This window comes from Sphingobacterium sp. xlx-96 (genome assembly GCF_011007365.1).
Classification (GTDB): domain Bacteria; phylum Bacteroidota; class Bacteroidia; order Sphingobacteriales; family Sphingobacteriaceae; genus Sphingobacterium; species Sphingobacterium luzhongxinii.
In genome coordinates, this window is the sequence record NZ_WFKM01000003.1 from 500,052 (window position 1) to 523,885 (window position 23,834).

At 38.1% G+C, this 23,834-nt stretch carries 18 protein-coding genes; 13 read left to right on the forward strand and 5 right to left on the reverse strand.

All coding sequences use genetic code 11. From position 1 onward, the window contains the following. Nucleotides 1-173 precede the first annotated feature (173 nt). Nucleotides 174-1,916 carry an aromatic amino acid hydroxylase gene (locus tag G7B20_RS07890; RefSeq protein ID WP_164109966.1) on the forward strand — a complete coding sequence of 581 codons (1,743 nt, stop codon included), beginning with the start codon at nucleotides 174-176 and terminating at the stop codon, nucleotides 1,914-1,916. Here G7B20_RS07890 and G7B20_RS07895 read toward each other — a convergent pair. Next, the gene (locus tag G7B20_RS07895) at nucleotides 1,913-3,139 is read right to left on the reverse strand and encodes a glycosyltransferase (RefSeq protein WP_164109968.1); all 1,227 of its coding nucleotides are present in this window, start codon (nucleotides 3,137-3,139) and stop codon (nucleotides 1,913-1,915) included. The two genes, G7B20_RS07890 and G7B20_RS07895, sit on opposite strands and share 4 nt — an antisense overlap. An 85-nt stretch (nucleotides 3,140-3,224) precedes the next feature. On the opposite strand from G7B20_RS07895, the gene G7B20_RS07900 reads away from it, so the two are divergent. The 5 genes from G7B20_RS07900 to G7B20_RS07920 all read left to right on the forward strand — a co-directional run bounded on the left by G7B20_RS07900 (nucleotide 3,225) and on the right by G7B20_RS07920 (nucleotide 8,393). Beyond that, on the forward strand, nucleotides 3,225-4,961 hold the full coding sequence (locus G7B20_RS07900) for a GMC oxidoreductase (protein WP_164109970.1): 1,737 nt from the start codon (nucleotides 3,225-3,227) through the stop codon (nucleotides 4,959-4,961). Nucleotides 4,962-4,967: 6 nt separating this feature from the next. After that, nucleotides 4,968-5,594 (forward strand): gluconate 2-dehydrogenase subunit 3 family protein, encoded by a 627-nt coding sequence (locus G7B20_RS07905; RefSeq protein ID WP_164109972.1) that lies wholly within the window; start codon nucleotides 4,968-4,970, stop codon nucleotides 5,592-5,594. 67 nt (nucleotides 5,595-5,661) lie between these two features. Then, a complete protein-coding gene (locus G7B20_RS07910; protein WP_164109975.1) occupies nucleotides 5,662-6,243 on the forward strand; it encodes a tRNA-(ms[2]io[6]A)-hydroxylase in 582 nt (193 codons plus the stop codon). A 126-nt stretch (nucleotides 6,244-6,369) separates the two neighbouring features. Further along, on the forward strand, nucleotides 6,370-7,404 hold the full coding sequence (locus G7B20_RS07915; RefSeq protein ID WP_164109977.1) for an Atu2307/SP_0267 family LLM class monooxygenase: 1,035 nt from the start codon (nucleotides 6,370-6,372) through the stop codon (nucleotides 7,402-7,404). A 140-nt stretch (nucleotides 7,405-7,544) separates the two neighbouring features. Then, complete coding sequence (locus G7B20_RS07920; RefSeq protein WP_164109979.1) at nucleotides 7,545-8,393, forward strand: DUF4349 domain-containing protein; 849 nt, start codon at nucleotides 7,545-7,547, stop codon at nucleotides 8,391-8,393. Between the two features lie 38 nt (nucleotides 8,394-8,431). On the opposite strand, the gene G7B20_RS07925 is transcribed toward G7B20_RS07920, so the two are convergent. Then, nucleotides 8,432-9,079, reverse strand: coding sequence for a hypothetical protein (locus G7B20_RS07925; protein WP_164109981.1), 648 nt, complete (start codon nucleotides 9,077-9,079; stop codon nucleotides 8,432-8,434). Nucleotides 9,080-9,230: 151 nt separating this feature from the next. Between G7B20_RS07925 and apaG the strand changes: the two genes are divergently transcribed. The 4 genes from apaG to G7B20_RS07945 all read left to right on the forward strand — a co-directional run bounded on the left by apaG (nucleotide 9,231) and on the right by G7B20_RS07945 (nucleotide 15,436). Then, nucleotides 9,231-9,617, forward strand: a complete 387-nt coding sequence (apaG, locus tag G7B20_RS07930; RefSeq protein WP_164109983.1) for a Co2+/Mg2+ efflux protein ApaG — start codon at nucleotides 9,231-9,233, stop codon at nucleotides 9,615-9,617. Nucleotides 9,618-9,888: 271 nt separating this feature from the next. Further along, on the forward strand, nucleotides 9,889-11,754 hold the full coding sequence (locus G7B20_RS07935; protein ID WP_164109985.1) for an ABC-F family ATP-binding cassette domain-containing protein: 1,866 nt from the start codon (nucleotides 9,889-9,891) through the stop codon (nucleotides 11,752-11,754). 63 nt (nucleotides 11,755-11,817) lie between these two features. After that, nucleotides 11,818-13,677 carry a tRNA uridine-5-carboxymethylaminomethyl(34) synthesis enzyme MnmG gene (mnmG, locus tag G7B20_RS07940; protein ID WP_164109987.1) on the forward strand — a complete coding sequence of 620 codons (1,860 nt, stop codon included), beginning with the start codon at nucleotides 11,818-11,820 and terminating at the stop codon, nucleotides 13,675-13,677. A gap of 199 nt (nucleotides 13,678-13,876) precedes the next feature. Further along, a complete protein-coding gene (locus tag G7B20_RS07945) occupies nucleotides 13,877-15,436 on the forward strand; it encodes an Ig-like domain-containing protein (RefSeq protein WP_240465993.1) in 1,560 nt (519 codons plus the stop codon). A gap of 13 nt (nucleotides 15,437-15,449) precedes the next feature. Here the strand turns inward: G7B20_RS07945 and G7B20_RS07950 are convergent, their stop codons facing one another. Continuing rightward, a complete protein-coding gene (locus tag G7B20_RS07950) occupies nucleotides 15,450-15,959 on the reverse strand; it encodes a gamma carbonic anhydrase family protein (RefSeq protein WP_164109992.1) in 510 nt (169 codons plus the stop codon). Nucleotides 15,960-15,963: 4 nt separating this feature from the next. Then, nucleotides 15,964-17,556 (reverse strand): L-aspartate oxidase, encoded by a 1,593-nt coding sequence (gene nadB, locus G7B20_RS07955; RefSeq protein ID WP_164109994.1) that lies wholly within the window; start codon nucleotides 17,554-17,556, stop codon nucleotides 15,964-15,966. Nucleotides 17,557-18,036: 480 nt separating this feature from the next. Between nadB and nadA the strand changes: the two genes are divergently transcribed. From nadA to G7B20_RS07970, 3 genes are all read left to right on the forward strand, one after another. Next, entirely contained in the window at nucleotides 18,037-19,035 is a 999-nt protein-coding gene (gene nadA / locus G7B20_RS07960; protein WP_164109996.1) for a quinolinate synthase NadA, read from the forward strand. Nucleotides 19,036-19,065: 30 nt separating this feature from the next. Next, nucleotides 19,066-20,106: a thiamine-phosphate kinase gene (thiL, locus tag G7B20_RS07965; RefSeq protein ID WP_164109997.1), complete on the forward strand. Its 1,041-nt coding sequence runs from the start codon at nucleotides 19,066-19,068 to the stop codon at nucleotides 20,104-20,106. 116 nt (nucleotides 20,107-20,222) lie between these two features. Beyond that, nucleotides 20,223-22,133: an acetoacetate--CoA ligase gene (locus G7B20_RS07970; RefSeq protein ID WP_164109999.1), complete on the forward strand. Its 1,911-nt coding sequence runs from the start codon at nucleotides 20,223-20,225 to the stop codon at nucleotides 22,131-22,133. Nucleotides 22,134-22,167: 34 nt separating this feature from the next. Here G7B20_RS07970 and G7B20_RS07975 read toward each other — a convergent pair whose 3' ends face one another. Then, nucleotides 22,168-23,775 carry an acyl-CoA carboxylase subunit beta gene (locus G7B20_RS07975; RefSeq protein ID WP_164110001.1) on the reverse strand — a complete coding sequence of 536 codons (1,608 nt, stop codon included), beginning with the start codon at nucleotides 23,773-23,775 and terminating at the stop codon, nucleotides 22,168-22,170. Between the last annotated feature and the right edge of the window lie 59 nt (nucleotides 23,776-23,834).

Genomic DNA, 23,834 nt, shown 5'->3' on the forward strand with positions numbered 1-23,834 from the left:
TTATCTATTTCAGCAAAAGAAACTACGATTTACAAACAATAAAGATAAGATTTTAAAGTGGCAAAATTTACCGATTAGGAACAAAAAGGTTTGTAAAATATTATTTCATGATTCATCTATTTCTTAGAATTTATGCGAGATTTTATTAAGTTTGATAATTAATTAAGCAAGTTATGCACACAAATTATGAGTCAAATCCTATTTTAGACCGCCTACCCCAACACTTAAGGCAGTTTATTAAACCCCAGAATTACGAGGATTATACACCTATAAACCAAGCTGTATGGCGTTATGTCATGCGGAAAAATGTAGACTATCTTTCTAAAGTGGCACATAATTCTTACCTAGAGGGCTTAAACAAAACAGGATTGGAAATTGACAATATTCCTGATATGTACGGAATGAACCGTATTTTGAAAGAAATAGGATGGGCCGCTGTAGCTGTGGATGGCTTCATCCCTCCAAATGCGTTCATGGAATTTCAGGCCTATCACGTCCTGGTTATCGCATCCGATATCCGTCAACTGGAGAATATAGAATACACTCCTGCTCCGGATATCATCCATGAGGGTGCTGGTCACGCACCTATCATCGCGAATAAAGAATACGCAGAGTATTTAAGGCGTTTTGGAGAAATCGGAAGTAAAGCAATATCATCGGCGCATGACTACCAAATTTATGAAGCCATACGCGAGCTGTCGATACTTAAAGAAGCCGAAGGAACTCCGATAGCCGAAATAGAACGGGTTGAAAACCTGGTCAATGACCTACAGAATAAAAAAATTGAACCATCGGAGATGGCTTTGATTCGTAATCTACACTGGTGGACTGTAGAATATGGCCTAATCGGAACCCTAGATGACCCGAAAATATATGGTGCAGGTCTACTTTCTTCCATCGGTGAATCGACTTGGTGTATGCGCGATGAGGTAAAGAAAATTCCATATGATATAACTGCTGCTTATCAAGGATTTGATATCACAAAACCACAACCACAACTGTATGTAACGCCGGATTTTGCCTTTTTAAGTCTTGTTTTGGAAGACTTTGCCAATACAATGGCTTTGAGAACCGGTGGGGTCAATGGTGTAAAAAAATTGATAGAATCACAGGCTCTGGGTACCTTGGAGCTGTCTACCGGAATCCAGATATCCGGTATTTTCTGCCGTGTCATTGAACATGAAGGAAGGCCTATCTATATTCAAACGGGATCTCCAACCGCGCTCGCTTATCATGACAAAGAGCTGATAAACCATGGTATAGACTATCATAGTCATGGATTTGGTTCGCCAATAGGCAAGTTAAAGGGCATCAATCTCTCAATAGAAGACATGAGTCCTAAAGATCTGCAAGCCTACGATATCGAAGAAGGAAAAGACGTTCGTTTAGAATTTGAAGGCGGGGTGACAGTAGAAGGACGTATCGTGACGGGACGTCGCAACATCAAAGGAAAAATAATTCTGATAACGCTTGAAAATTGTACCGTGCGCCATCACGAAGAAGTACTCTTCCAACCAGACTGGGGTACATATGATATGGCTATTGGAAAAAAAGTGATATCCTGTTTTTCAGGACCTGCGGATGCCAGAAGTTTTGATCTACACGCACATGTCTCGGAAACAAAAACTATAAAGCAACCCAAAACGAAGCAGAAATTAGACTTAGAAAAACTATACTTAAGTGTTCGTGAACACCGGGCTCTAGATCATAAAGCGGACTTAAATTCTATATTGCAGACGGTAAATACGTCCTATCCCGATGATTGGTTACTTACAATGGAAATCTGCGAAATAGCATATAAAGAGGGGGATAGCATCCTTTTTGAAAAATCAAAACAGTTCTTAAACAGCCTAAAGCTTTCCAAGCCGGCGGTAGGCCATTTAATTGAAGATGGCCTTCAATTAATAATCATTTAGGACAGATTCTTATTTTTAGCTTCAATCCACAAAGACATGTACTTTGTGGATTGAAGATATTGATGCATCAATATCTTACCGATGAAGTTGCTTTTCCTAAACATGACGATATCCTCCAATATTTCCTGGATTAAGCCAAGTAATATTTCGCTAGAAGAAGTATCTGCATATATATGATTAAATAGCTGAAAACCGATCTCTTGTTTTTCCTTCCAAACCTCGGCATTCCTATATAAATCAACGCTTTTTTGAACAAAAGGCAATACATCGTCTTCTACAAAACCCGCCCAATCCTGATTGTCATACATAGATTCTACTCCAATGTTGCTGCTTACAGAGGGTGTTCCCGCATACATCGCATCAACGAGCTTACCCTTGGTTCCCGCGCCAAAAGGAATCGGAGCCAATAAGACTTTGTAATTCGCTATGGTCTGGCGGGCATCCTCTGCCCTCCCTTTAATAAAAAAGCCTTCTTTAGGTTTATGAAGTTGAAAAACCTTCTCCGATGCATAGGCCCCAAAGATATGGAGCTCAGCATGAGGCTCTTTCTTTCTTATTTCTGGCCAGATTTTATGCTTTAATATCTCTACGGTTCTCCAATTGGGTTCGTGTACAAAATTACCAATGAAAACAAAATCTTTACGCTGTTCGAAAGTAGGTAAAATACCCGGGTGGATATCTTGTAATTTTTCCTCCTGAAAGGGTAAATAGAACAACCTTTCTGGAGAAACGGCAAAGCTATCGACCAAGAGCCCCATTTCTGTCTTTGAAATAATCAGCGATAAATCTGATCGTAAGATTGCTGCGATCTCTCGCTTAGCCACATCTGTATCAAAGTTTAGGGGAGCACCCTTTTTGAAGGCCTCCTGTCTCGCTAGGCGAACGAAATGAAGATCTTCCGTATCTAATATCCTTAGTGCATCAGGACAATGCTCAGCAACCCGCCACCCATACTGCTCTTCAACCATAAACCGATCAAAAATAACTATAGTCGGAGATAGCTGTCGAATAAAATCATCAAACGACGAGTCATTCAATTGAATGGCATGTTCGTTTACTCCTATGTTTTTCAAGTCAAAAGAGTATTCGCTCTTGCCTGCTGCGGAAGCAAAATGAACTTCATAGTGCCTTGAGAACAAGCGTATCAAATGCAAAATCCGCCAACCGGCAGCCGAAGATGTCGGTTCTGGCCAAACCAAACCGACAAAAAGTATTTTTAGCATTTATATAATCTATGCTTTTGTTTTTTAATTATCTTTAAGCAAACTTAAATATAAAAATAGAACAATTAAATAAACCTATTAATAGATGACATCTTTTCAGATCATTGAAGATACTACTACCTATGATGCAATTGTTGTGGGATCCGGTGCTGGAGGGGGAATGGCCGGCTACATCCTAGCCCATGCAGGCCTCAAGGTCCTAATGCTTGAGGCCGGGCCATTTTTTGATCCTGCCAAAGATGCCCTACAGCTAAGGTGGCCCTGGGAGTCTCCGCGGCGAGGAGCAGGTACAACCCGGCCTTTTGGAGATTTTGATGCCGCATACGGTGGCTGGCAGTTGGATGGAGAGCCTTACAGCACAGAAAAAGGCACTGAATTCGATTGGTTTAGAGCCCGTATGCTCGGGGGGAGGACAAATCACTGGGGACGGATTTCATTACGCATGGGGCCTGATGATTTCAAACCAAAAGATGGTGTGACGGAGCAATGGCCCATAACCTATGAAGAAGTCAAACCTTTTTACGATCGGGTCGACCGTCTTATTGGTATATATGGCACTGTCGAGAATCTACCCAATGAACCGGATGGCATATTCCTAAAACCACCTAAACCCCGGTTAAATGAACTGTATATCAGCAAAGGTGCAAAAAAAGCTGGAGTCACCGTAATTCCTGGCAGAGGTTCTGTATTGACGGAAGCACTGCCTGGAAACAAAGACCGGGGAACTTGCTTTTATTGTGGACAATGTGGCAGATCCTGCAAGGTATATGGTGATTTTTCCTCCTCATCATGTCTCGTAATTCCTGCTATTAAAACCGGTAATCTTAAGGTAATAGACAACGCCATGGTCAGAGAAGTACTTACCAATGAGGAAGGCGTGGCAATAGGCGTATCCTATGTCAACACCAAAGATTTACAGGAATATACTGTAAAAGCTAAAACGATTGTACTCGGCGCATCAGCCTGTGAAAGTGCCCGTCTAATGTTAAACTCGAAATCTGCCGCACATCCAGCCGGAATCAGTAATAGTTCTGGGCTGCTCGGGAAATATCTTCACGACTCTACCGGAGCCAGTCTCGGTGGCTTTCTCCCTCAGCTCCTGGATAGAAAAAGATATAATGAAGATGGTGTAGGTTCCGTACATATTTACTCTCCTTGGTGGCTTGGTGATAAAAAGTTAGATTTTGCCCGGGGATATCATATCGAATACTGGGGAGGAATGGGAATGCCTTCTTATGGCAGTATGCATGGCATCCCAAATATGAATCATCTCGTCCCACGAAAAGACGGATTGCCGCAGGAAAGTGGTGGATATGGAACTGCTCTAAAACAGGATTATAGACGCTTTTACGGATCTAGTGTCGGTATGGCCGGAAGAGGTACAGCGATCGCCCGAAAAGAAAACTACTGCGAAATAGATAATACCAAAGTGGATAAATACGGTATTCCTGTATTGAAATTTAACTATACCTGGTCAAACGAGGAAGTCAAGCAAGCAAAACACATGATGGAAACGTTTCAGTCTATCATGCATGAAATGGGAGCTGTAATAACGTCTCCTATACCTGGTGCTGATACACTTTATGGACTAGAAACACCTGGAAGAATCATTCACGAAGGTGGTACCACACGTATGGGCAACGACCCCAAAACATCCGTCTTAAATAAATGGGGACAAGCCCACGAGTGTAAAAACCTTTATGTGGTAGACGCAGGACCATTTGTACAACAAGGCGACAAAAACCTGACGTGGACAATATTAGCACTGTCTATGCGTACCGCAGAATATATATTGGAAGAACGAAATAAACTAAATACCTAAGAAAAGATGAATAGAAGAGATTCATTAAAAGCCCTCGGAATTTTGGCTGCCGGAACGGCCGTTCTCACCCAGAACTCCTGCAACTCTAAGGAAAAATCGGCGAACACAGCAACAGATCAGACCGATAAATTACCCGGTGTACAGGATTTTGAATACGATAGAACGAAAAGACTTGAGGAAGAAACTTTCTTCAACGAGCATGAGATGGCTACGATCACATGCCTAGTAGATATTATCATTCCTAAAGATGAAATATCCCCTTCCGCTTCGGAGGTAGGCGTTCCTGCATTTATTGAATTTATTGTCAAAGATATTCCTGAACACAAAATTCCAATGCGAGGAGGTCTCAAATGGCTGGATATCCGTGCGCAGAAAAAGTATAAAAAGGTATTTATACATTGCGAAGACAACCAACAGATTGCTATTATTGATGAAATAGCTTACCCTTCCAAAGCTAAACCCGACGTCGCTCAAGGGGTCAGTTTTTTTTCGAGAATGCGAAACCTTACAGCTTCAGGTTTTTACACGACCAAAGAAGGAATAGCGGATTTAGGATATCAGGGTAATAGACCTGGTGTGTGGACGGGAGTACCGGAAGATGTATTAAAAGCACATGGATTTAATACTGCATAAGAGTGAAAGTAAGAGGTCATCTAGTATAAATTATCTAAGTTTGTAAGTAAACAAATCTAGAATAACAATGTTAGGATTAAAACTATTAACGGATCCGCGCTGGGCCAATGTGGCGGAATCCAATTTAGAGGAAATTTTGACGGACCATGCTTGGTGCGAGCAAAAGGCCGCTTCCAACGCTATCATGCTGATTACCCAAAACCCAGAATTTGAAGATCTCGTTCACGAATTAACAGACATCGCTCTTGAGGAAATGGAGCATTTCAAAATGGTAATCGAGATTATTAAAGCCCGTGGCTATACATTAGGAAGAGAACGAAAAGACGACTATGTTGGCCAATTAATGAAGTTTTCTAAAAAAGATGGCTCCAGAAACCAAGCTTTTATCGATCGATTGCTTTTTGCGGCGATGATAGAAGCCCGTAGCTGCGAACGCTTTCGTGTACTTTCTCAAAACATTGCAGACCAAGAGTTAGCCAAATTTTATCACGACCTTATGGTTTCTGAAGCCAATCATTATACAACATTTCTAAATTTCGCTCGCAAGTATACAAAAGATGTCGATGTCGAAAAGCGCTGGAAGGAATGGTTAGACTTTGAAGGGGAACTGATACAATCATATGGTACCAAAGAATATATACATGGCTAGTTTTCTTAAACTACCTTAATTTTTACAATCCACACGCTCCCTATCTTTGTATAATTAATATGGTCGGGGTATCTGGATTAGATTGATAATCTTGACTTTTAGTTTTACGTTATACATCAACAAAGTATGTTAGAATTAGGAATAGGAATGTTTGGTGATCTACAGATCGATCCTCAAACTGGACAAATACAGTCTACACAACAACGTCTTCAAGAAATCATAGAAGAGATAAAATTAATGGACGAAGTAGGGCTTGATTTCTTTGGAATGGGCGAACATCACCGTTCAGATTATGCCGTGGCTTCACCGGAAATCATTCTAGCCGCAGCAGCAACAGTTACAAAAAAGATAAAGCTCGGTTCGGCAGTCTCTGTATTGAGCTCGGCAGACCCCGTAAAATTGTATCAAGACTTCGCTACGGTAGACTTGATCTCGGGCGGCCGCGCTGAAATCATGGCAGGTCGAGGATCTTTCATTGAGTCTTTTCCGTTATTTGGTTACGATTTGAAAGACTACAGCGCTCTTTTTGAAGAAAAACTAGAGTTATTGTTAAAGCTTAAGAAAAATGATACGATAAACTGGACTGGAAAATTCAGAAAATCATTAATCAATCAAGAAATACACCCTAGAGCAACCAAGGATGGACTCCCGATATGGATAGCCGTTGGAGGCACTACTTCGTCAGTAATCCGAGCCGGTAAATTAGGACTGCCAGTCATGTTTGCTATTATCGGCGGTGCATGGGAACAATTCAACCCTCTATTTGAAATGTATAAACAGGCGTATGAAGATAATGGGCATGATATGTCTAAATTTCAGGTTGGCGTACATATGCATGCTTTCTTTGGAGATAGCAGTAAAGATGTGGCAGAAAAATATTTTCCGATATATGCTGCTCAAATGAACCGTATCGGAGCTACTAGAGGTTGGCCATCGTACCAAAGAACTCAATATGACTTTGGTAGGTCTAATCATGGCCATCTTATTGTAGGAGATGCAAATGAATCTATCGAAAAAATATTAGCCGTTTGGGAAACTTTTGGTCTCACACGCTTTTCTGCCCATATGGATCTAGGAAGTCCTGATCATAAAGATATGATGAAGGCAATCGAAATATTCGGAACCAAGATTGCTCCAAAAGTAAGAGAGGCAACAAAATAAAAAAAGCGCTTTAATAAGCGCTTTTTTTATGGAATAATACTTGTTATTACATCTTCAAAAAACAAGATAGGACTTGCTGTTTGTAAGCAGTAATTAAAAAGGGTTTTACTTTTATAAAAAAATTCTAAATGTTTTGAAAAATGAATATAACATTATTTAGCAGCTTGCTCTTAGGTCTCACTCTTTTTTGGAGTTGTGGACAAGGTAACAAAGAAATCTCAGCTCCCCTTGACGCCAAGACAGCGGAAATGGCCAACGACGCGTCAGCAGCTCTGCAAAGCGAGAGCGATCTTCAATCAAACAAAACTGAACCCGAAAAAACAGCATTAGAAAAGAAAATTATCCGTACAGGAAATATCTCGGTAGAATCTAAAGACTTAAAGAAAAGCAAAACTAACTTTGATGTCCTAGTAAAGAAGGCTGGAGGCTATTATGAGCAAGAAACCACGTCTTCTGGGTCTACCTACACCAACTATAACTTGACAATACGAATTCCTTCTCTTCAATTTGATAATTTCCTAGAAGAAATCGAAAAAGGGAAAGACAAAATAACTGAAAAATCAATCCAGGCACAAGACGTATCACTGCAATACTATGATCTAGAATCTCGCTTAAAAAGCAAAAGGACATATCTGGAACGGTATCAAAAGATGGTGGCGACCGCAAAAAGTGTGAAAGATCTTCTTGAAATAGAAGAGCAGATACGACAGCTACAAGAAGAAATTGAAAGTACAGAAAGTACGTTACGTGCAGTAAAAGATCAGATAAGTTATAGTACTATCCAAGTAAACATATATAACTCTGACACTCTTATGCCACACAGCGATAGTGGTTTTTGGATGAAAGTAAAAGAAGCCTTGGATTTCGGGTGGGAATTAATTGAGCATATAATTTTCGGTTTGGTAGGCATATGGCCTATCCTCCTTCTAATAACAGGCGGAATATTTACCTGGCGTCGATTTAGAAAAAACAGGAAGGCTAAACAGTAATAGAAAAAGGGGAACCTCAAATAGTTCCCCTTTTTCTATTATTTAAGTGTGGAAAGATCCATTTTTTTGAAAATAGCAATAAGCTCATCCAGTGAATAACCATCACCTTCCAATTCCACGACAAACCGCTTGTTATAAACCCACTTTATTTCAGAATCTTTTATCCCCTCATATGTGTCTTCCTTTACAGCTACACGCATACCATCGATATCCATTGTCTTTTCAAAACCAGTTTCGGTTATTTCCTCTTTATCCGCATGTAATCCCATGAATACCAAAGATACAATACTCGATGCCCCCTCACCTGCTCCATCCATAATATCAACGTTAATCCGTTTAGACCCATCTTCATTTTTATATTCCGCTTTGGCACTAGCAAAATTCAATACACTCATTTCCCCCACCTTTAACGAAGTTCGCTTTAATCCATGAAATGTCTCCGGTAGTACACTCTTTAGCACATCGTTAGAAACAGGTGTTTCCGCTTTCAAGGTATTCATCTGCGATTCGAGTTCTTTACTGTAATCTTCGAGTTTATTAAGGTTCTTTAAAGCTCCCGCAGATTCTGAAACCTGTTCCAATGCTCCTTTGTCATCAACCGCTTCCCGTTGTTTATCACTATTGCCACATGAGTACAAAATGCCTATTCCCAACAAAGCTGTTAAAATAATTTTTGTTCGGTTCATATTTTCAATCATTACGTATATAGATCAATAACATACTCAAAAATTATACCCTAAAGTACAATCGTCAAAACAATCTAATAAGTTTAAACTATTTATTATCAACTCCTAATAGAATTATGATTTTTAAAACATAGTTCCTAATTTTGAAAATATGATTACACAGTCAACTGCAGGAATTAACGTATCTGTAGAATGCATCTATCAATCGGAATATTCCAATCCTGACAATATGCATTTTATGTTTGCTTATCGTATAACTATAGAAAACAGTTCGGATTACACCGCACAGCTAGTAAGCAGACATTGGGAAATATTTGATTCAATAGGAGAGCACAAGCAAGTACACGGAGAAGGAGTCGTTGGTGAACAGCCTATTTTACTTCCTGGAACATCTCATCAATACGTGTCGGGCTGTAATCTAAAAAGTGAACTTGGCTATATGGAAGGACATTATATTATGGTGCGTGAGATTGATGGACAGCAATTCAAAGTCGATATTCCCCGCTTCAATCTTATTGCTCCATTCCGTTTAAATTAACAGCATACGTTAATAAGTCCCCATCTATACTCTTTTTCTGAGTAAAAAACAATAATTTGCTTATTTTTGTAATTGGATAATTGTGTCTCTACAGATTCGTATTAAGACAGTAAAAATACAATTATCTATACGGCTATTTTTATTGTTATTCAATAAAAATAGCGATTATAAAAACAACGGTACTCTCATCTCTTAAATTAAGATATAAAAGAGCTGAGAATAAAAGAATAAGTCTTCAAGACAAGAGAGACAACGATATAATATAAAAAACGTGAGTATACTTAGCACAGAACAAGTTGGCCATTCTTTTAACGACAGATGGCTTTTTAAAGAGTTGCATTTCGCACTTCAAAAAGGTGATCGTGTAGCATTAGTTGGAATAAATGGAACAGGAAAATCCACGTTATTGAAATTACTGGCTGAAGTATTCCCTCCGGAAGAAGGCAAGATAGTTAAGGAAAAAGGTATACGTATAGGTTACCTTCCCCAGGAACCTAATTTCACAGGTTTAAATACGATAAATGACTTTATATACAGCGCTGATAATGAACAACAACAATTGATTAAAGAATATGAAGACCTTATTGACTCCCCTACGGTAGACGAGAAGAAGCTGGCCTTAATAACAGACCAGTTAACTGCCCTTAATGCCTGGGAATACGAATACAATATTAAAACAATTTTAAATAGGCTACAGATATCAAATTTTGATCAAAATATTGATAGTCTATCTGGTGGACAGAAAAAAAGACTTTCTCTAGCTAAGTTATTAATTGATGAACCCGATGTATACATTCTAGATGAACCTACCAACCATTTGGACATAGAGACTATCGAATGGTTGGAAAAATTATTAACAACGGGTCAAAAAACAGTATTGACAGTATCACACGATAGATACTTCTTAGACAATATTTGTACAGAAATACGCGAACTAGACAAGGCCAAAGTACATCTTTACAAAGGAAACTACGCCTACTTTCTAGAAAAGAAAGCAGAACGTGAATACAACGATGTGATCCAAGCTGAAAAAGCGCGCAATCTATTAAAGAGGGAACTAGAGTGGATGCGCAGACAGCCTCAAGCTCGAGGAACTAAATCTAAATCAAGGATAGATGCATATTATGCTTTGGAAGAGAAATCCAAAGGGCCGCGTGCTCATGATAAGGTAGAACTTAGTGTTAAGGTATCTCGCCAGGGTTCTAAAATACTCGAACTGACTAACGTATCCAAATCTTTTCACAACAGCACACTAATTAAAAACTTCTCTTACGTATTTAAAAAAGGAGATCGAATAGGACTTGCAGGAAAGAATGGAACGGGCAAAAGTACATTCCTAAACTTGCTAACAGGATCAATCCTTCCTGACAGCGGTGTCCTCGATATCGGGGAGACTACAAAATTTGGTTACTATAAACAAGGTGGATTAAACTTCAATGATGGAGATCGCGTTCTTGATATTGTAAAAAACATAGCCGAATATATTAAAATGGCGAATGGAGATACGTTAACGGCCTCTCAGTTACTAACGCTCTTTCTCTTCCCTCCCGATAAGCAGTTTGGCTTGGTAAGTAAATTAAGTGGCGGAGAAAAGAAACGTCTTCAACTCATGCGTGTACTTATGGCTAATCCTAATTTCTTGATACTGGACGAACCATCCAACGATCTTGATATAGACACCTTAAACGTACTCGAAGACTTTCTTACCAACTACTCAGGTATACTCATACTTGTATCACATGACAGGTATTTAATAGACAAATTAACGGAACAACTTTTCATTTTCGATGGCGCAGGTAATGTAACCATATACAACGGAAACTATGCAGATTACAAAATAGAGCAGGAATCAAAACTAAAAGAAGAAAAGCTTATTGAAAAAACAATAAAAGAAACCCCTACCTCAACCTCTAACAACACTGAAAAGAAAAAACTGAGTTATAAAGAACAACTCGAATATAATAGTATAGAAAAAGAAATAGAGCTATTAGAGAAAAACATATCGGAAAAAACAGAGCTATTAAACAATACGACAAAACACGAAGTTCTATCGGAAATATCAAAAGAAATCGAAAACCTACAACAACAGCTTGATAAAAAATCAGACCGTTGGATTGAGTTATCAGAATACATTTAACCTGTTCCACGTGAAACATCAGTAAAAACAAACCCTGTTTCACGTGGAACATCATTAACATATATGTTTAATAAATATAACGTAATCGTAGTTGGTGCCGGACATGCTGGTTGTGAAGCTGCAGCGGCTGCCGCAAACCTAGGGTCTTCTACCCTACTAATAACTATGAACATGGGGGTCATAGCTCAAATGAGTTGTAACCCCGCTATCGGTGGCGTAGCAAAAGGACAAATAGTAAGAGAAATAGATGCCATAGGTGGATACACAGGAATTATAGCCGACAAATCCACCATTCAATTCAGGATGCTCAATAAATCCAAAGGACCTGCTATGTGGAGTCCTCGAACGCAAAATGATCGCATGCGCTTTGCAGAAGAATGGAGACTTCAGCTCGAATCCATCCCCAATCTCGATATGTGGCAGGATACCGTCAAAGAAGTCATCGTAGAAAACGGAACAGCAAAAGGTGTGATCACATCGCTTGGAATTCGTATAGAAGCTGATGCAGTAATTTTGACAAACGGAACCTTCCTAAACGGTATAATTCATATAGGTGAGAAAAAATTTGGTGGAGGCAGAACCGGAGAAAAATCAGCAACTGGACTTACAGAACAATTAGTATCTTTAGGTTTCGAGTCCGGTCGAATGAAAACAGGAACTCCCCCACGTATAGATGGTCGTAGTCTAAACTATTCGCTCATGGAAGAACAATGGGGTGACGAAGAAAAAGGGCGATTCTCCTATACAGATGTACCGTTACCTACAGAACAACGTTGTTGCTGGATTACCTATACAAACGATAAAGTTCACGAAATACTAAAAACGGGTTTCGAAAAATCACCTATGTTTACCGGTAGAATAAAAGGATTAGGCCCGAGATACTGTCCTTCTATAGAAGACAAAATAAATAGATTTGCAGAACGAGAACGTCACCAAATATTTGTAGAACCTGAGGGATTCCAGACAGTAGAAATTTATGTCAACGGTTTTTCAACATCTCTTCCGGAGGATGTACAGCAAAAAGCACTGCGTCTTATCCCTGGATTTGAAAATGCAAAAATGTACCGTCCGGGATATGCCATAGAATATGACTACTTCCCTCCTATGCAATTGGATCTTACTTTAGAAACACTAAAGGTTAAAAATCTCTTTTTCGCCGGACAAATAAATGGTACTACAGGCTATGAAGAAGCCGCTGCACAAGGACTCATTGCTGGCATCAATGCTCACCAAAAAATAAACGATTTACACGAGCTCATTATGAAACGCTCTGAATCCTACATCGGCGTTCTGATAGACGATTTGGTAACTAAAGGAACTGAAGAGCCTTATAGAATGTTTACCTCACGAGCTGAACATCGATTGCTTTTGAGACAAGATAATGCAGATATACGTCTCAGTCCGATCGGACACAAACTGGGATTAATATCTGATGATCGTCTGAGAAAAGTAAAAGATAAAATTTCCAACTCGGATAAATTAGTAGAACATATGAAACAGGTCTCCGTAGCACCAGAATCTATAAATGAGATTCTAATACGCGAAAATTCAAGTCCTATTACACAAAAAGCTAGAATGTTTAATATGTTAACACGGCCGCAGATAAATATATATCATCTCGCCGAAGCCGACATGGAATTCAAACAGATCCTCGATCAATATGATAAAGAATCCGTAGAGCAAGCAGAAATAAAAGTAAAGTATGATAGCTATTTTGAGAAAGAAATTGAAATTGTAAATAAAATGAAAAAAATGGAGGATAAAGAAATAAATCCTAATTTTGATTATTCTTCATTAACATCATTGTCTATTGAGGCTAGAGAAAAATTACTAAAAGTAAAACCACGAACGCTGGGTCAAGCTTCACGTATATCTGGGGTTTCACCATCTGATATAAGTGTATTAATGGTTCATATGAGCTAAATAACTACATATCAACACATTACACAAAATATAGTAGAATTAAAACAAAGCGATATAAGAGAATATTTCTATAATTATGACACAAGAGTCCATGAATAAAAAAAATTCAATAAAAGGCTTAAAAACAAGCTTATTTCAAAAATTAGTAATTTTAGGTTTCACTTTTCTTATATCGCTTACATTTTTTCGCTGTGCAAACATGCAAAGACCAACGGGAGGGCCAAAAGACTCTCTCCCTCCCAAAATATTGAATGAGTCGCCGACAAACTATTCTACAAACTTTAAAGCAAACGAAATTGTACTTACACTTGATGAATACATCAAGCTTAATAACCAATTCAAAGAGTTTAGTATTTCTCCAGATCTCGACAAACAGCCAGAATATAAAATAAGAAAAAAAACACTGCACATTTTATTGCCGGATTCATTAGAAAAAAACACGACCTATACAATAAATTTCGGAAAAGGCCTTGTAGATTACAACGAAGGAAATCCTATTCTTAACTATAATTACGTGTTTGCCACCGGGCCAGAACTCGACTCTTTACAAATCAAAGGATCAGTCACTAACGCTTTCACAAAGGTATTTGATGAAAAAATCGATAAAGACGTAAAAGTCTTACTTATTCCAACCAGTCAAGACAGCATATTTGGAAAACGTAAAGCAAATATCTTTACGTTAGTGGATTCTTCAGGAAACTTTACATTCCGGAACCTTAAAGAAGATACCTATCGTATATATGCCTTACAAGAACAAAATAACGACCGAATATATAACAATCCAGAAGAATCGATAGGCTTTATAAAAGACAGTATTGTACTGAATAGCAACGTATCAGGTATAAAAATAGCATATTCGAAAGGAAAGCCAGAAAAATTCAGAACAATTGAAAAAAAGATCGAAAAAAATGGTAGAGTGCTGTTAACGTTCAATCAACCTATTGATAATCCAAATATCACTATAATAGATCCAGCAATTCAATCTAGCGCACATTCCATTAGCTATTCAAATGACAAAGATTCAGCTTTCGCATTTATAAATAAACTGGATTTTGATTCTATTAAGTTCCAAATTGCGGATAGTAATCTTGTATTAGACACGGTGTTAATCCGACGATCCAAAAACGAAAAATACGAAAGATTTATAGAACCCCTATTAAACATCAGTAATAAAGTAGACAAAATAAAACATATCACGTTAACAAGTATCTATCCAATTGCAACTGTAGATAAAAATAAAATAATACTAAACGAGGATAGTACTTCTAGACGCAACTTCCAACTGCAACAGGATAGTATACTCAAAAACCAATATCATATACGTTTCAATTGGAAACCGAACAAGAACTATGAACTTATTTTGGAAGAAAAGGCTATCTTAAGTCCATTTGAAGACTTCAATAAAGAATTCAAAATTAAGTTTACGCTGGATCAATCAGAGAATTATGGTGACATTAAATTCAAGATAGCTGGCGTGGAAAAAGACGTACAATACATTGTACAGCTTATAGATGAGAAAAAGGAAAAAGTTTATGATTCGCGTATCTTGATCAATATGGAAGAAATAGCATACAATAAATTTCAAGGGGGAAAATATAGCCTACGGATCATAAAAGATCTAAACAAAAACAAAAGATGGGATGGCGCTGATGTATACAAGAAACAGCAAGCCGAACCGATATGGTACTTGGATAAAGCTTTTACAATCCGTGCAAATTGGGAGCAAAGCGAAAATATAGTACTTAAATTTGACGATTAGTCGTTAATTCTAATTACAGAAACCAAGAAGCGTACTTTACATAATTCTGCGGCAATTTCTGCAATAAATTAAGTTGCTCTTCCGTCAGTGGTTTTATTTTCTTAGCAGGTACGCCTGCATATAGAAAACCGGATTCGCATACTGTATTCTCCAATACCACGGAGCCAGCAGCAATAATAACATCTTGCTGAATATGTGCTCCGTCCATGACAATCGCTCCCATGCCGACTAATACATGACTGTCTATGATGCACCCATGCACAATTGCATTGTGCCCTATATTGACATGGGATCCAATATCTGTTCCATTACGCTCATAAGTACCGTGTATGGTTACATTGTCCTGGATATTTGAGAAATCTCCTATTTTAATATAATTAACATCACCGCGTATCACTGCATTAAACCATACGGAACAGTTTTGCCCGATTGTTACATCGCCTACAATCGTACTATTAGGAGCTAAATACGTATGATCACCTATAAAAGGAAAACTTTCTTTGACTGGAAGAATAATAGCCATATATCTATAAAATTGTATCTGCTAATTCATTAGCATGTTCAGGATAATCTGTCGTATAATGCAATCCCCTACTTTCCTTTCGGGTCATTGCCGATTTAACAACCAAGTACGCCACTTGTATAACATTTCTCAACTCACAAAGTTTAACAGACAATTTGGTACCTTTATAAAAGGACTCTGTCTCCTCATGTAATAGTCCAAGACGTCGCATGGCCCGCTCCAATCGAAAATCTGATCGTACAATGCCTACGTAGTCGCTCATAAATTTCTGTGTCTCACGTAAATTATGTGTCACTAAAATATCTTCGTTTAACAACTTTGTATTAGAATCGTCCCAATCTGGAATCCCCTCCATAAAGGAAATAGATTCAAATTTCAATTGAGCATTTAGAAAAATCCGATGCGCATATACTGCCGCTTCCAATAAAGAATTGGAAGCCAACCTATTAGCACCATGAAGACCTGTTGATGAACACTCGCCGCAAGCATACAAATTACCTATAGAACTAGCACCAAACTCATCGACCATTATACCTCCACAAAGGTAATGAGCAGCAGGTGTAACAGGAATAAAATCATTTGTCATATCCAATCCGATGGATAAACACTTCTCATAAATATTTGGGAAATGTGATAACAAATCGGCTTTATTTTTATGAGTAATGTCGAGGTAGACGTAGTCCAAACCTGACAATTTCATTTCGGTATCGATCGCTCTAGCGACTATATCACGTGGAGCCAAAGAACCTCGATCATCATACTCCTCCATAAAGGAATCACCATTCTGTCTTCTCAAAACCCCACCAAAACCTCTTACAGCCTCAGATATAAGAAATGCCGGATACTCGCTCGGGTTATATAACGAAGTGGGATGAAATTGGATAAACTCCATATTACGAACCTTGCCTTTTGCTCGATAAACCATAGCAATTCCATCTCCGGTAGCTATTATTGGATTTGTCGTACTGGAATATACATGCCCAGCACCCCCCGTTGCCATCAATGTTACTTTCGCGAGAAACTTTTCCACATTGTTGGTATAAGTGTTAAAAGCATAAATACCATAACATACAATATTGTTAGACCGCTTATCCACATGTTGACCCAAATGATGTTGCGTAATAAGATCTACTGCAAAATAATGTGTTAATATCTCAATATTGGGTTCTTGGTGAACCTTTTCCAACAAAGCTCGTTCGATCTCATACCCCGTAATATCCTTATAATGAAGGATTCTGTGTTCAGAATGCCCTCCTTCTTTGGCTAAATCATAACTACCAGAATCCTCTCTATCAAAGGAAGTTCCGTAAGCTATTAATTCGTCGATACGTGCCGGACCTTCCTTTATCACGTTTTCCACAACATGTGAATCACAAAGACCATCACCAGCAATTAACGTATCCTGGATATGCTTTTCAAAACTATCACTATTATCTGTCACCACAGCCACACCGCCTTGTGCGTATTTTGTATTGGACTCATCCTCATTAGACTTAGTGACTATCAGTACCTTACCTAACTTGGCTGCTTTCAATGCAAAACTCAACCCTGCAATTCCCGAGCCTACTATTAAAAAGTCAACCTTTCTCTCCGACATAAAAAACTTAAACTTATAACCTATATACGTTAACAAATTAACAAAATATGTGGAAAACGTGTAAATAATTAGTGAATTAAATTTGAAAACTATTTTTTACTCCACAATCCACATAAAATACACACATATCAACAGGTATAATTAGACAAATATGAAGAGGATATTAACAAATTGTAAACATAAATCAACTCACAACTTAATATGGAAAAAATAAAAGTAGAAAAATTACAGTATTGAAAATCAATGTATATCACCTACAAATCTGTTGATAACTTGTTGATAAAATAGGATTATCTCAAAAATAAAATAAAATATATGTCACTTATCCCCATTTTCCACAGACTAATAAACAATAAGTTCGATTTATATAAAATAGATTATTAATTATTGAAAAAAAGGAATGTGGATTTCGTTTGAATTTCTTTGTTTACTTTTGTGATGTTGATTTAGTCCCATTGATTGACATATTAAAGAAGAGAGATGAATATTACTTTTGAGAGAGACTTAGAAGCCAAAGGCTTTGTCGATGTACCTATTGATCCGAGTATTGATTTGGTCGATGAAATAAAAAGACTGAAAAAAGAAAAGAATGCTGTTATTCTTGCGCATTATTATCAAGAGTCTGAAATACAAGATTTGGCAGATTATATTGGTGATAGTTTAGGTTTATCGCAGCAGGCTGCAAAGACAGATGCCGATGTAATCGTATTTGCAGGAGTTCATTTTATGGCAGAGACAGCTAAAATATTGTCCCCGAGTAAAAAAGTATTGTTGCCAGACCTAAAAGCGGGATGCTCACTGTCCGACAGTTGTCCACCACATTTGTTTGCAAAATTTAAAGAGCAATATCCAGATCATCTGGTGATTACCTATGTGAACTGTACAGCGGAATTAAAAGCACTTTCGGATATTGTATGTACTTCGAGTAATGCAGTACAGATTGTTGAAAGTTTGCCTATCGATCAAAAGATTATTTTTGGCCCGGATAAAAACTTAGGTGACTACGTAAAGAAGAAGACTGGAAGGGATCTGGTATTGTGGAATGGTGCATGCATGGTGCATGAAATCTTTTCCCAAGAGAAAATAGAACGTTTACGTGGTGAATATCCAGATGCTAAATTTATTGCACATCCCGAATGTGAAGAGCATATCTTGCGTGAAGCTGATTATATCGGATCTACATCCGGAATGTTAAAGTTTACCATAGAAGATGCTAGCCAAACCTTTATTGTAGCGACGGAATCGGGTATTTTGCACCAGATGCAGAAGGCCAGTCCTAATAAAAAGTTTATCCCTGCTCCGCCAAACAATGCCTGCGCCTGCAATGATTGCCCACATATGAAACTAAATACATTGGAGAAGTTGTACAATTGCCTCTATTATGAGCAACCTGAGATTATCCTTCCTGAAGATGTGATTTTTAGAGCTCAGAAGCCTATTGAACGTATGTTGGAAATCTCAGCAAAATTGGGTTTGTAATAAATAAATTAAGAAAATTGCGTCAAAAATATGTTTGATAATATAGACAAGACAAATATAAGTGAATTAGGAGAGTTTGGTTTAATAGAACATCTTACTCAAGCTGTCGAATTAACCGAAACTTCAACGGTTAAGGGGATCGGAGACGATGCTGCAGTACTGGACTTTGCTAATAAGAAGACTTTGATTTCTACAGATCTTTTGTTGGAGGGTGTTCACTTTGATTTGCGTTATGTTCCTTTAAAACATCTGGGCTATAAAGCTGTACAGGTCAATTTAAGCGATATTTATGCAATGAACGGGATGGCCTCGCAAATTACTTTTTCAATTGGTCTTTCATCCAAATTTCCATTAGAAGCTGTTGAAGAAATCTACGAGGGAGCCTTAATTGCCTGTAAAAAGTTTAATGTTGATTTAATCGGCGGTGATACTTCTGCTTCGGCACAAGGATTGGTTATTTCTGTAACCAGTATTGGTTATGTCGATGAGGGAGACATCGCGTACCGATCCGGTGCAAAAGAGGGAGATTTGCTATGTGTCTCTGGGGATCTCGGCGGGGCCTATGTAGGATTACAGTTATTGGAGCGCGAAAAGAAAATTTATTTGGAGAACCCTAATATTCAACCCGATTTAGAAGGAAAGGACTATATTGTCGAGCGGCAGTTGAAACCTGAGGCGCGAAAAGATGTTGTTCAGCTATTGGATGCGTTGCACGTGAAACCTCATGCAATGATTGATGTTTCCGATGGGTTAGCTTCTGAAATTCTTCATGTTTGCAAAGCTTCAAATGTAGGTTGTAGGCTTTATGAAGATAAAATACCTATTGATCCAATGACTTATGAGACTGCTCGGGAATTTGGATTGGATCCTACTGTATGTGCACTAAGCGGAGGAGAAGATTATGAACTTTTATTTACGGTACCACAATCTGATTATGATAAAATAAAAGGACAATTGGATATTTCTGTAATCGGCTATATAACAGAGGTTTCTGCAGGATGTGCGATGATATCTAAGTCGGGACATGAGCACGAAATTAAAGCACAAGGATGGAATGCTTTTAATAAATAGGCAAGCCTTATGAAATAAGTAAATTGAAAGTCCAGATTACGATATATATATAATTCTTGCTAATTTTGTGGCTTAAATTGCTAATTTTGCAATTGTAATAGCCGAAAATAAACATTATGAGCAAAGCTTTATGGACACCGCCGTCCGAGTATATACAAAAGTCTGGACTTTTTAATTATCAACAATTTTTAGAATCTAAAAAGGGAAGGAAATTTTCTTCTTATCATGATTTACACCAATGGTCTATTGATAATCTTGATGAATTTTGGACCAGTGTACTCTCCTATTTTGAGATATCTTATTCTGGAACGTATAATCAAAGCATATCTTGGGATTCTAAATCAGATGATTTTATTGATACACAGTGGTTTGAGGGAATAGAACTAAGTTATTCGGAGCATATTTTCAAACAGACGACTACAGAACGGCCAGCATTGAAATTCGCCAGCGAGTCGATAGGATATGAAGAAATATCCTGGCTGGAATTGACAGAGATGGTAAGTCGCATTCAACAATTTCTCGTTGAAAAGGATGTAAAAAGAGGAGATCGTGTTGCAGCCGTTTTAAATAATACCATTGAAACAATTGCTATATTTTTAGCAGTCAACTCATTAGGAGCTATATGGTCTTGTTGTTCTCCTGATTTTGGAGATGTTAGCATTTCCGAACGATTTACACAAATAAAGCCTAAAGTACTCTTTATAGAGACGTCCTATCAATACAACGAAAGGATATTTTCTAAATTAGACACACTTGAAAGGTTAAAGACTGATCTGGTGGATCTTTCTGCAATTGTCCAAGTGTATGAAGAAGATTGGAAGAAAATTATATTTGGATATGTCCCTAAGAAGTTAACCTTTACACGTGTTCCGTTTTCACATCCCATATGGATATTGTATTCCTCTGGAACGACAGGAAAGCCTAAGGCTATTACCCATAGTACAGGTGGAAATTTGTTAGAGCATTTTAAAGCTCTGGTTTTGCATCAAAATGTACAGGTTGGCGAAAATTTTCTCTGGTATACAACGACAGGATGGATGATGTGGAACTATGCATTATCTTCTTTATTGTGCGGCGCTACGCTGTGTCTATTTGATGGCATTATCAATCATAATAAGCACCTTACTTTTTGGACTTTTTTGAAGCGTGCCAAGGTAGATCATTTAGGTGCAGGTGCCGTCTACTTTAGTTCTTTAGAGGGATTGGAAGTAAAGGATTATAGTCCAAAAGTAATAGGATCTACAGGTTCTCCATTACCTGTGGCTACTTTTGAAGATTTACAACGTAAGTTTCCAGAGGTTCATATCGTGTCCTTGAGTGGAGGGACAGATGTTTGTTCGGCTTTTTTATCAGGATGTCCTATCCTACCTGTTTACGCTGGAATGCTTCAGTGTAGGACATTGGGATCTGATATAGTAGCTTATAACGATGAGGGGACCTCAGTATATGATGAGGTCGGCGAGTTAGTAATCCGCAAACCCATGCCATCTATGCCCCTATGTTTTTGGAACGATGTGGATAATGTAAAATATCATGAAAGCTATTTTGACCGTTTTCCAGCAGTGTGGAGTCATGGAGACTGGATAAAGATAAATGAGGAGGGTATTGTGATTTATGGTAGGTCGGACGCGACGTTAAACCGTGGTGGCGTACGTATCGGAACGGCAGAAATATATAATGCAGTGAATAGTTTACCCGATATTAAGGATAGTCTGGTTATATGTATCGATTATGAAAGCGGAGCATCATCTATGCTATTATTTGTGCAGTTGGAGGATGATTTTAGCTTTACAGAAGATTTAAAAGATAATATAAAGCGAACTTTAAGAAGTCAATATAGTCCAAGACATGTCCCTGATTCGATTTATAGTGTTTCTGATATTCCTTATACCTTAAGTGGGAAAAAGCTAGAGCTTCCTATCAAGAAAATTTTTTCGGGATCCGACGTTAGTAAGGTCGTTTCGAAGGATATTATGCGCAATCCTGAATCGTTAAAGAATTATGTCGATATTTACAAAAGTATTTAGGGCTGTAACACAGCCCTAAATACTTTTGTAAATACTAGGTTTGTATAACACCTACATTGTATTTAGGAATGTCAGGATTGTGGTTTGCAGCCTCAATTCCCATACTGATGATTTTTCTGGTTTCCTTAGGATTTATTACACCATCCACCCAGAGTCGAGCAGCAGCGTAATAGGGACTTAGTTGTTCATTATATTTCTTTTCTATTTCAGAAAGTAAATTATTTTTTTCATTTTCTGAGAGTTCTACTCCCCTACCTTTTAGGGTTGCTTCTTGGATTTGTAATAGTGTCTTGCCTGCTGATGCTCCACTCATTACAGCCATTTGAGCTGTCGGCCAGGCATATATTAGGCGTGGATCATAGGCTTTTCCACACATCGCATAGTTTCCAGCTCCATAACTATTTCCTACAATGAAAGTAAACTTAGGGACCACAGAATTGGCCATAGCGTTTACCATCTTTGCACCATCTTTAATAATACCTCCGTGCTCCGATCGCGAACCGACCATAAATCCAGTTACATCTTGGAAGAATACCAATGGTATCTTTTGTTGATTGCAATTCATTATAAATCTTGCAGCCTTATCGGCAGAGTCTGAATATATAACACCTCCCATTTGCATTTCTTGCGTACCTCCGGGTTTCTTTGCTTTGACGACTTCTCTTTGATTGGCAACTATACCTACTGCCCAGCCATCTATTCGAGCTAAGGCACAGACTATGGTCTTACCGTAATCTTTTTTATACTCTTCAAGTGAACCCTCGTCTACAATTGAATTCAATAATTGTAGCATATTATAAGGTTTAAGTCTATCTTCTGGAAGATTTCTATAAATTTCTTCTTCAGCTAGTAGAGGTAATTTGGATCTGATTCTTGAAAAACCGGCCTTTGGTGTATCACCAAACTTGTCAATAATATTTCTAATTGCATCTAAGCAGCTTTCGTCATTTGGATACTTGTTATCTGTTACGCCAGATATTTCAGAATGGGTCGTAGCTCCACCTAGACTTTCGTTATCAATGAGCTCCCCGATGGAAGACTTTACGAGATAGGAACCTGCTAGGAAAACAGAGCCTGTACCTTCTACAATGAGTGCATAATCCGACATGATGGGTAAATAAGCTCCGCCAGCAACGCATGATCCCATAATAGCAGAAATTTGTGGAATGCCCATTGCCGAAATTTTTGCATTGTTTCGAAAAATTCTTCCAAAATGCTCTTTATCAGGGAATATTTCATCTTGCATGGGTAGATATACACCAGCTGAATCTACCAGGTAGATAATGGGAAGATGATTTTCCATCGCTATCTCTTGCGCTCTCAGGTTCTTTTTACCGGTGATAGGGAACCAAGCTCCAGCCTTTACAGTGGCATCATTTGACACGATAACGCATAATCTCTTCTTGACATAGCCCAAGACAACGACTACACCACCATTAGGGCATCCACCATCATTGAGATACATATTGTCTCCTGCAAATGCACCTATCTCGGTATAATAACTGTCCGGATCTAACAAATATTTGATACGCTCCCAAGCGGTAAGCTTCCCTTTTTCTTTGTGTTTTTGAATTTTGTCTAAACCGCCTCCTAAGTAGAGTTTTTCAGTTTTTTGTTTTAATATTTCCAGAAGGTGTTCCATATTCTATGGATTATTAATTTAATATTTACAAAAGGTTGTTTAAATTATTTTTATAAATA

Coding starts and splice junctions, on each gene's coding strand:
- apaG (WP_164109983.1), top strand. CDS start 9,231: ATGATTACACAGTCAACTGCAGGAATTAACGTATCTGTAGAATGCATC.
- G7B20_RS07895 (WP_164109968.1), bottom strand. CDS start 3,139: ATGCTAAAAATACTTTTTGTCGGTTTGGTTTGGCCAGAACCGACATCT.
- thiL (WP_164109997.1), top strand. CDS start 19,066: ATGTTTGATAATATAGACAAGACAAATATAAGTGAATTAGGAGAGTTT.
- nadB (WP_164109994.1), bottom strand. CDS start 17,556: ATGTCGGAGAGAAAGGTTGACTTTTTAATAGTAGGCTCGGGAATTGCA.
- G7B20_RS07920 (WP_164109979.1), top strand. CDS start 7,545: ATGAATATAACATTATTTAGCAGCTTGCTCTTAGGTCTCACTCTTTTT.
- G7B20_RS07905 (WP_164109972.1), top strand. CDS start 4,968: ATGAATAGAAGAGATTCATTAAAAGCCCTCGGAATTTTGGCTGCCGGA.
- G7B20_RS07890 (WP_164109966.1), top strand. CDS start 174: ATGCACACAAATTATGAGTCAAATCCTATTTTAGACCGCCTACCCCAA.
- mnmG (WP_164109987.1), top strand. CDS start 11,818: ATGTTTAATAAATATAACGTAATCGTAGTTGGTGCCGGACATGCTGGT.
- G7B20_RS07910 (WP_164109975.1), top strand. CDS start 5,662: ATGTTAGGATTAAAACTATTAACGGATCCGCGCTGGGCCAATGTGGCG.
- G7B20_RS07970 (WP_164109999.1), top strand. CDS start 20,223: ATGAGCAAAGCTTTATGGACACCGCCGTCCGAGTATATACAAAAGTCT.
- G7B20_RS07900 (WP_164109970.1), top strand. CDS start 3,225: ATGACATCTTTTCAGATCATTGAAGATACTACTACCTATGATGCAATT.
- G7B20_RS07950 (WP_164109992.1), bottom strand. CDS start 15,959: ATGGCTATTATTCTTCCAGTCAAAGAAAGTTTTCCTTTTATAGGTGAT.
- nadA (WP_164109996.1), top strand. CDS start 18,037: ATGAATATTACTTTTGAGAGAGACTTAGAAGCCAAAGGCTTTGTCGAT.
- G7B20_RS07945 (WP_240465993.1), top strand. CDS start 13,877: ATGCAAAGACCAACGGGAGGGCCAAAAGACTCTCTCCCTCCCAAAATA.
- G7B20_RS07915 (WP_164109977.1), top strand. CDS start 6,370: ATGTTAGAATTAGGAATAGGAATGTTTGGTGATCTACAGATCGATCCT.
- G7B20_RS07975 (WP_164110001.1), bottom strand. CDS start 23,775: ATGGAACACCTTCTGGAAATATTAAAACAAAAAACTGAAAAACTCTAC.
- G7B20_RS07925 (WP_164109981.1), bottom strand. CDS start 9,079: ATGAACCGAACAAAAATTATTTTAACAGCTTTGTTGGGAATAGGCATT.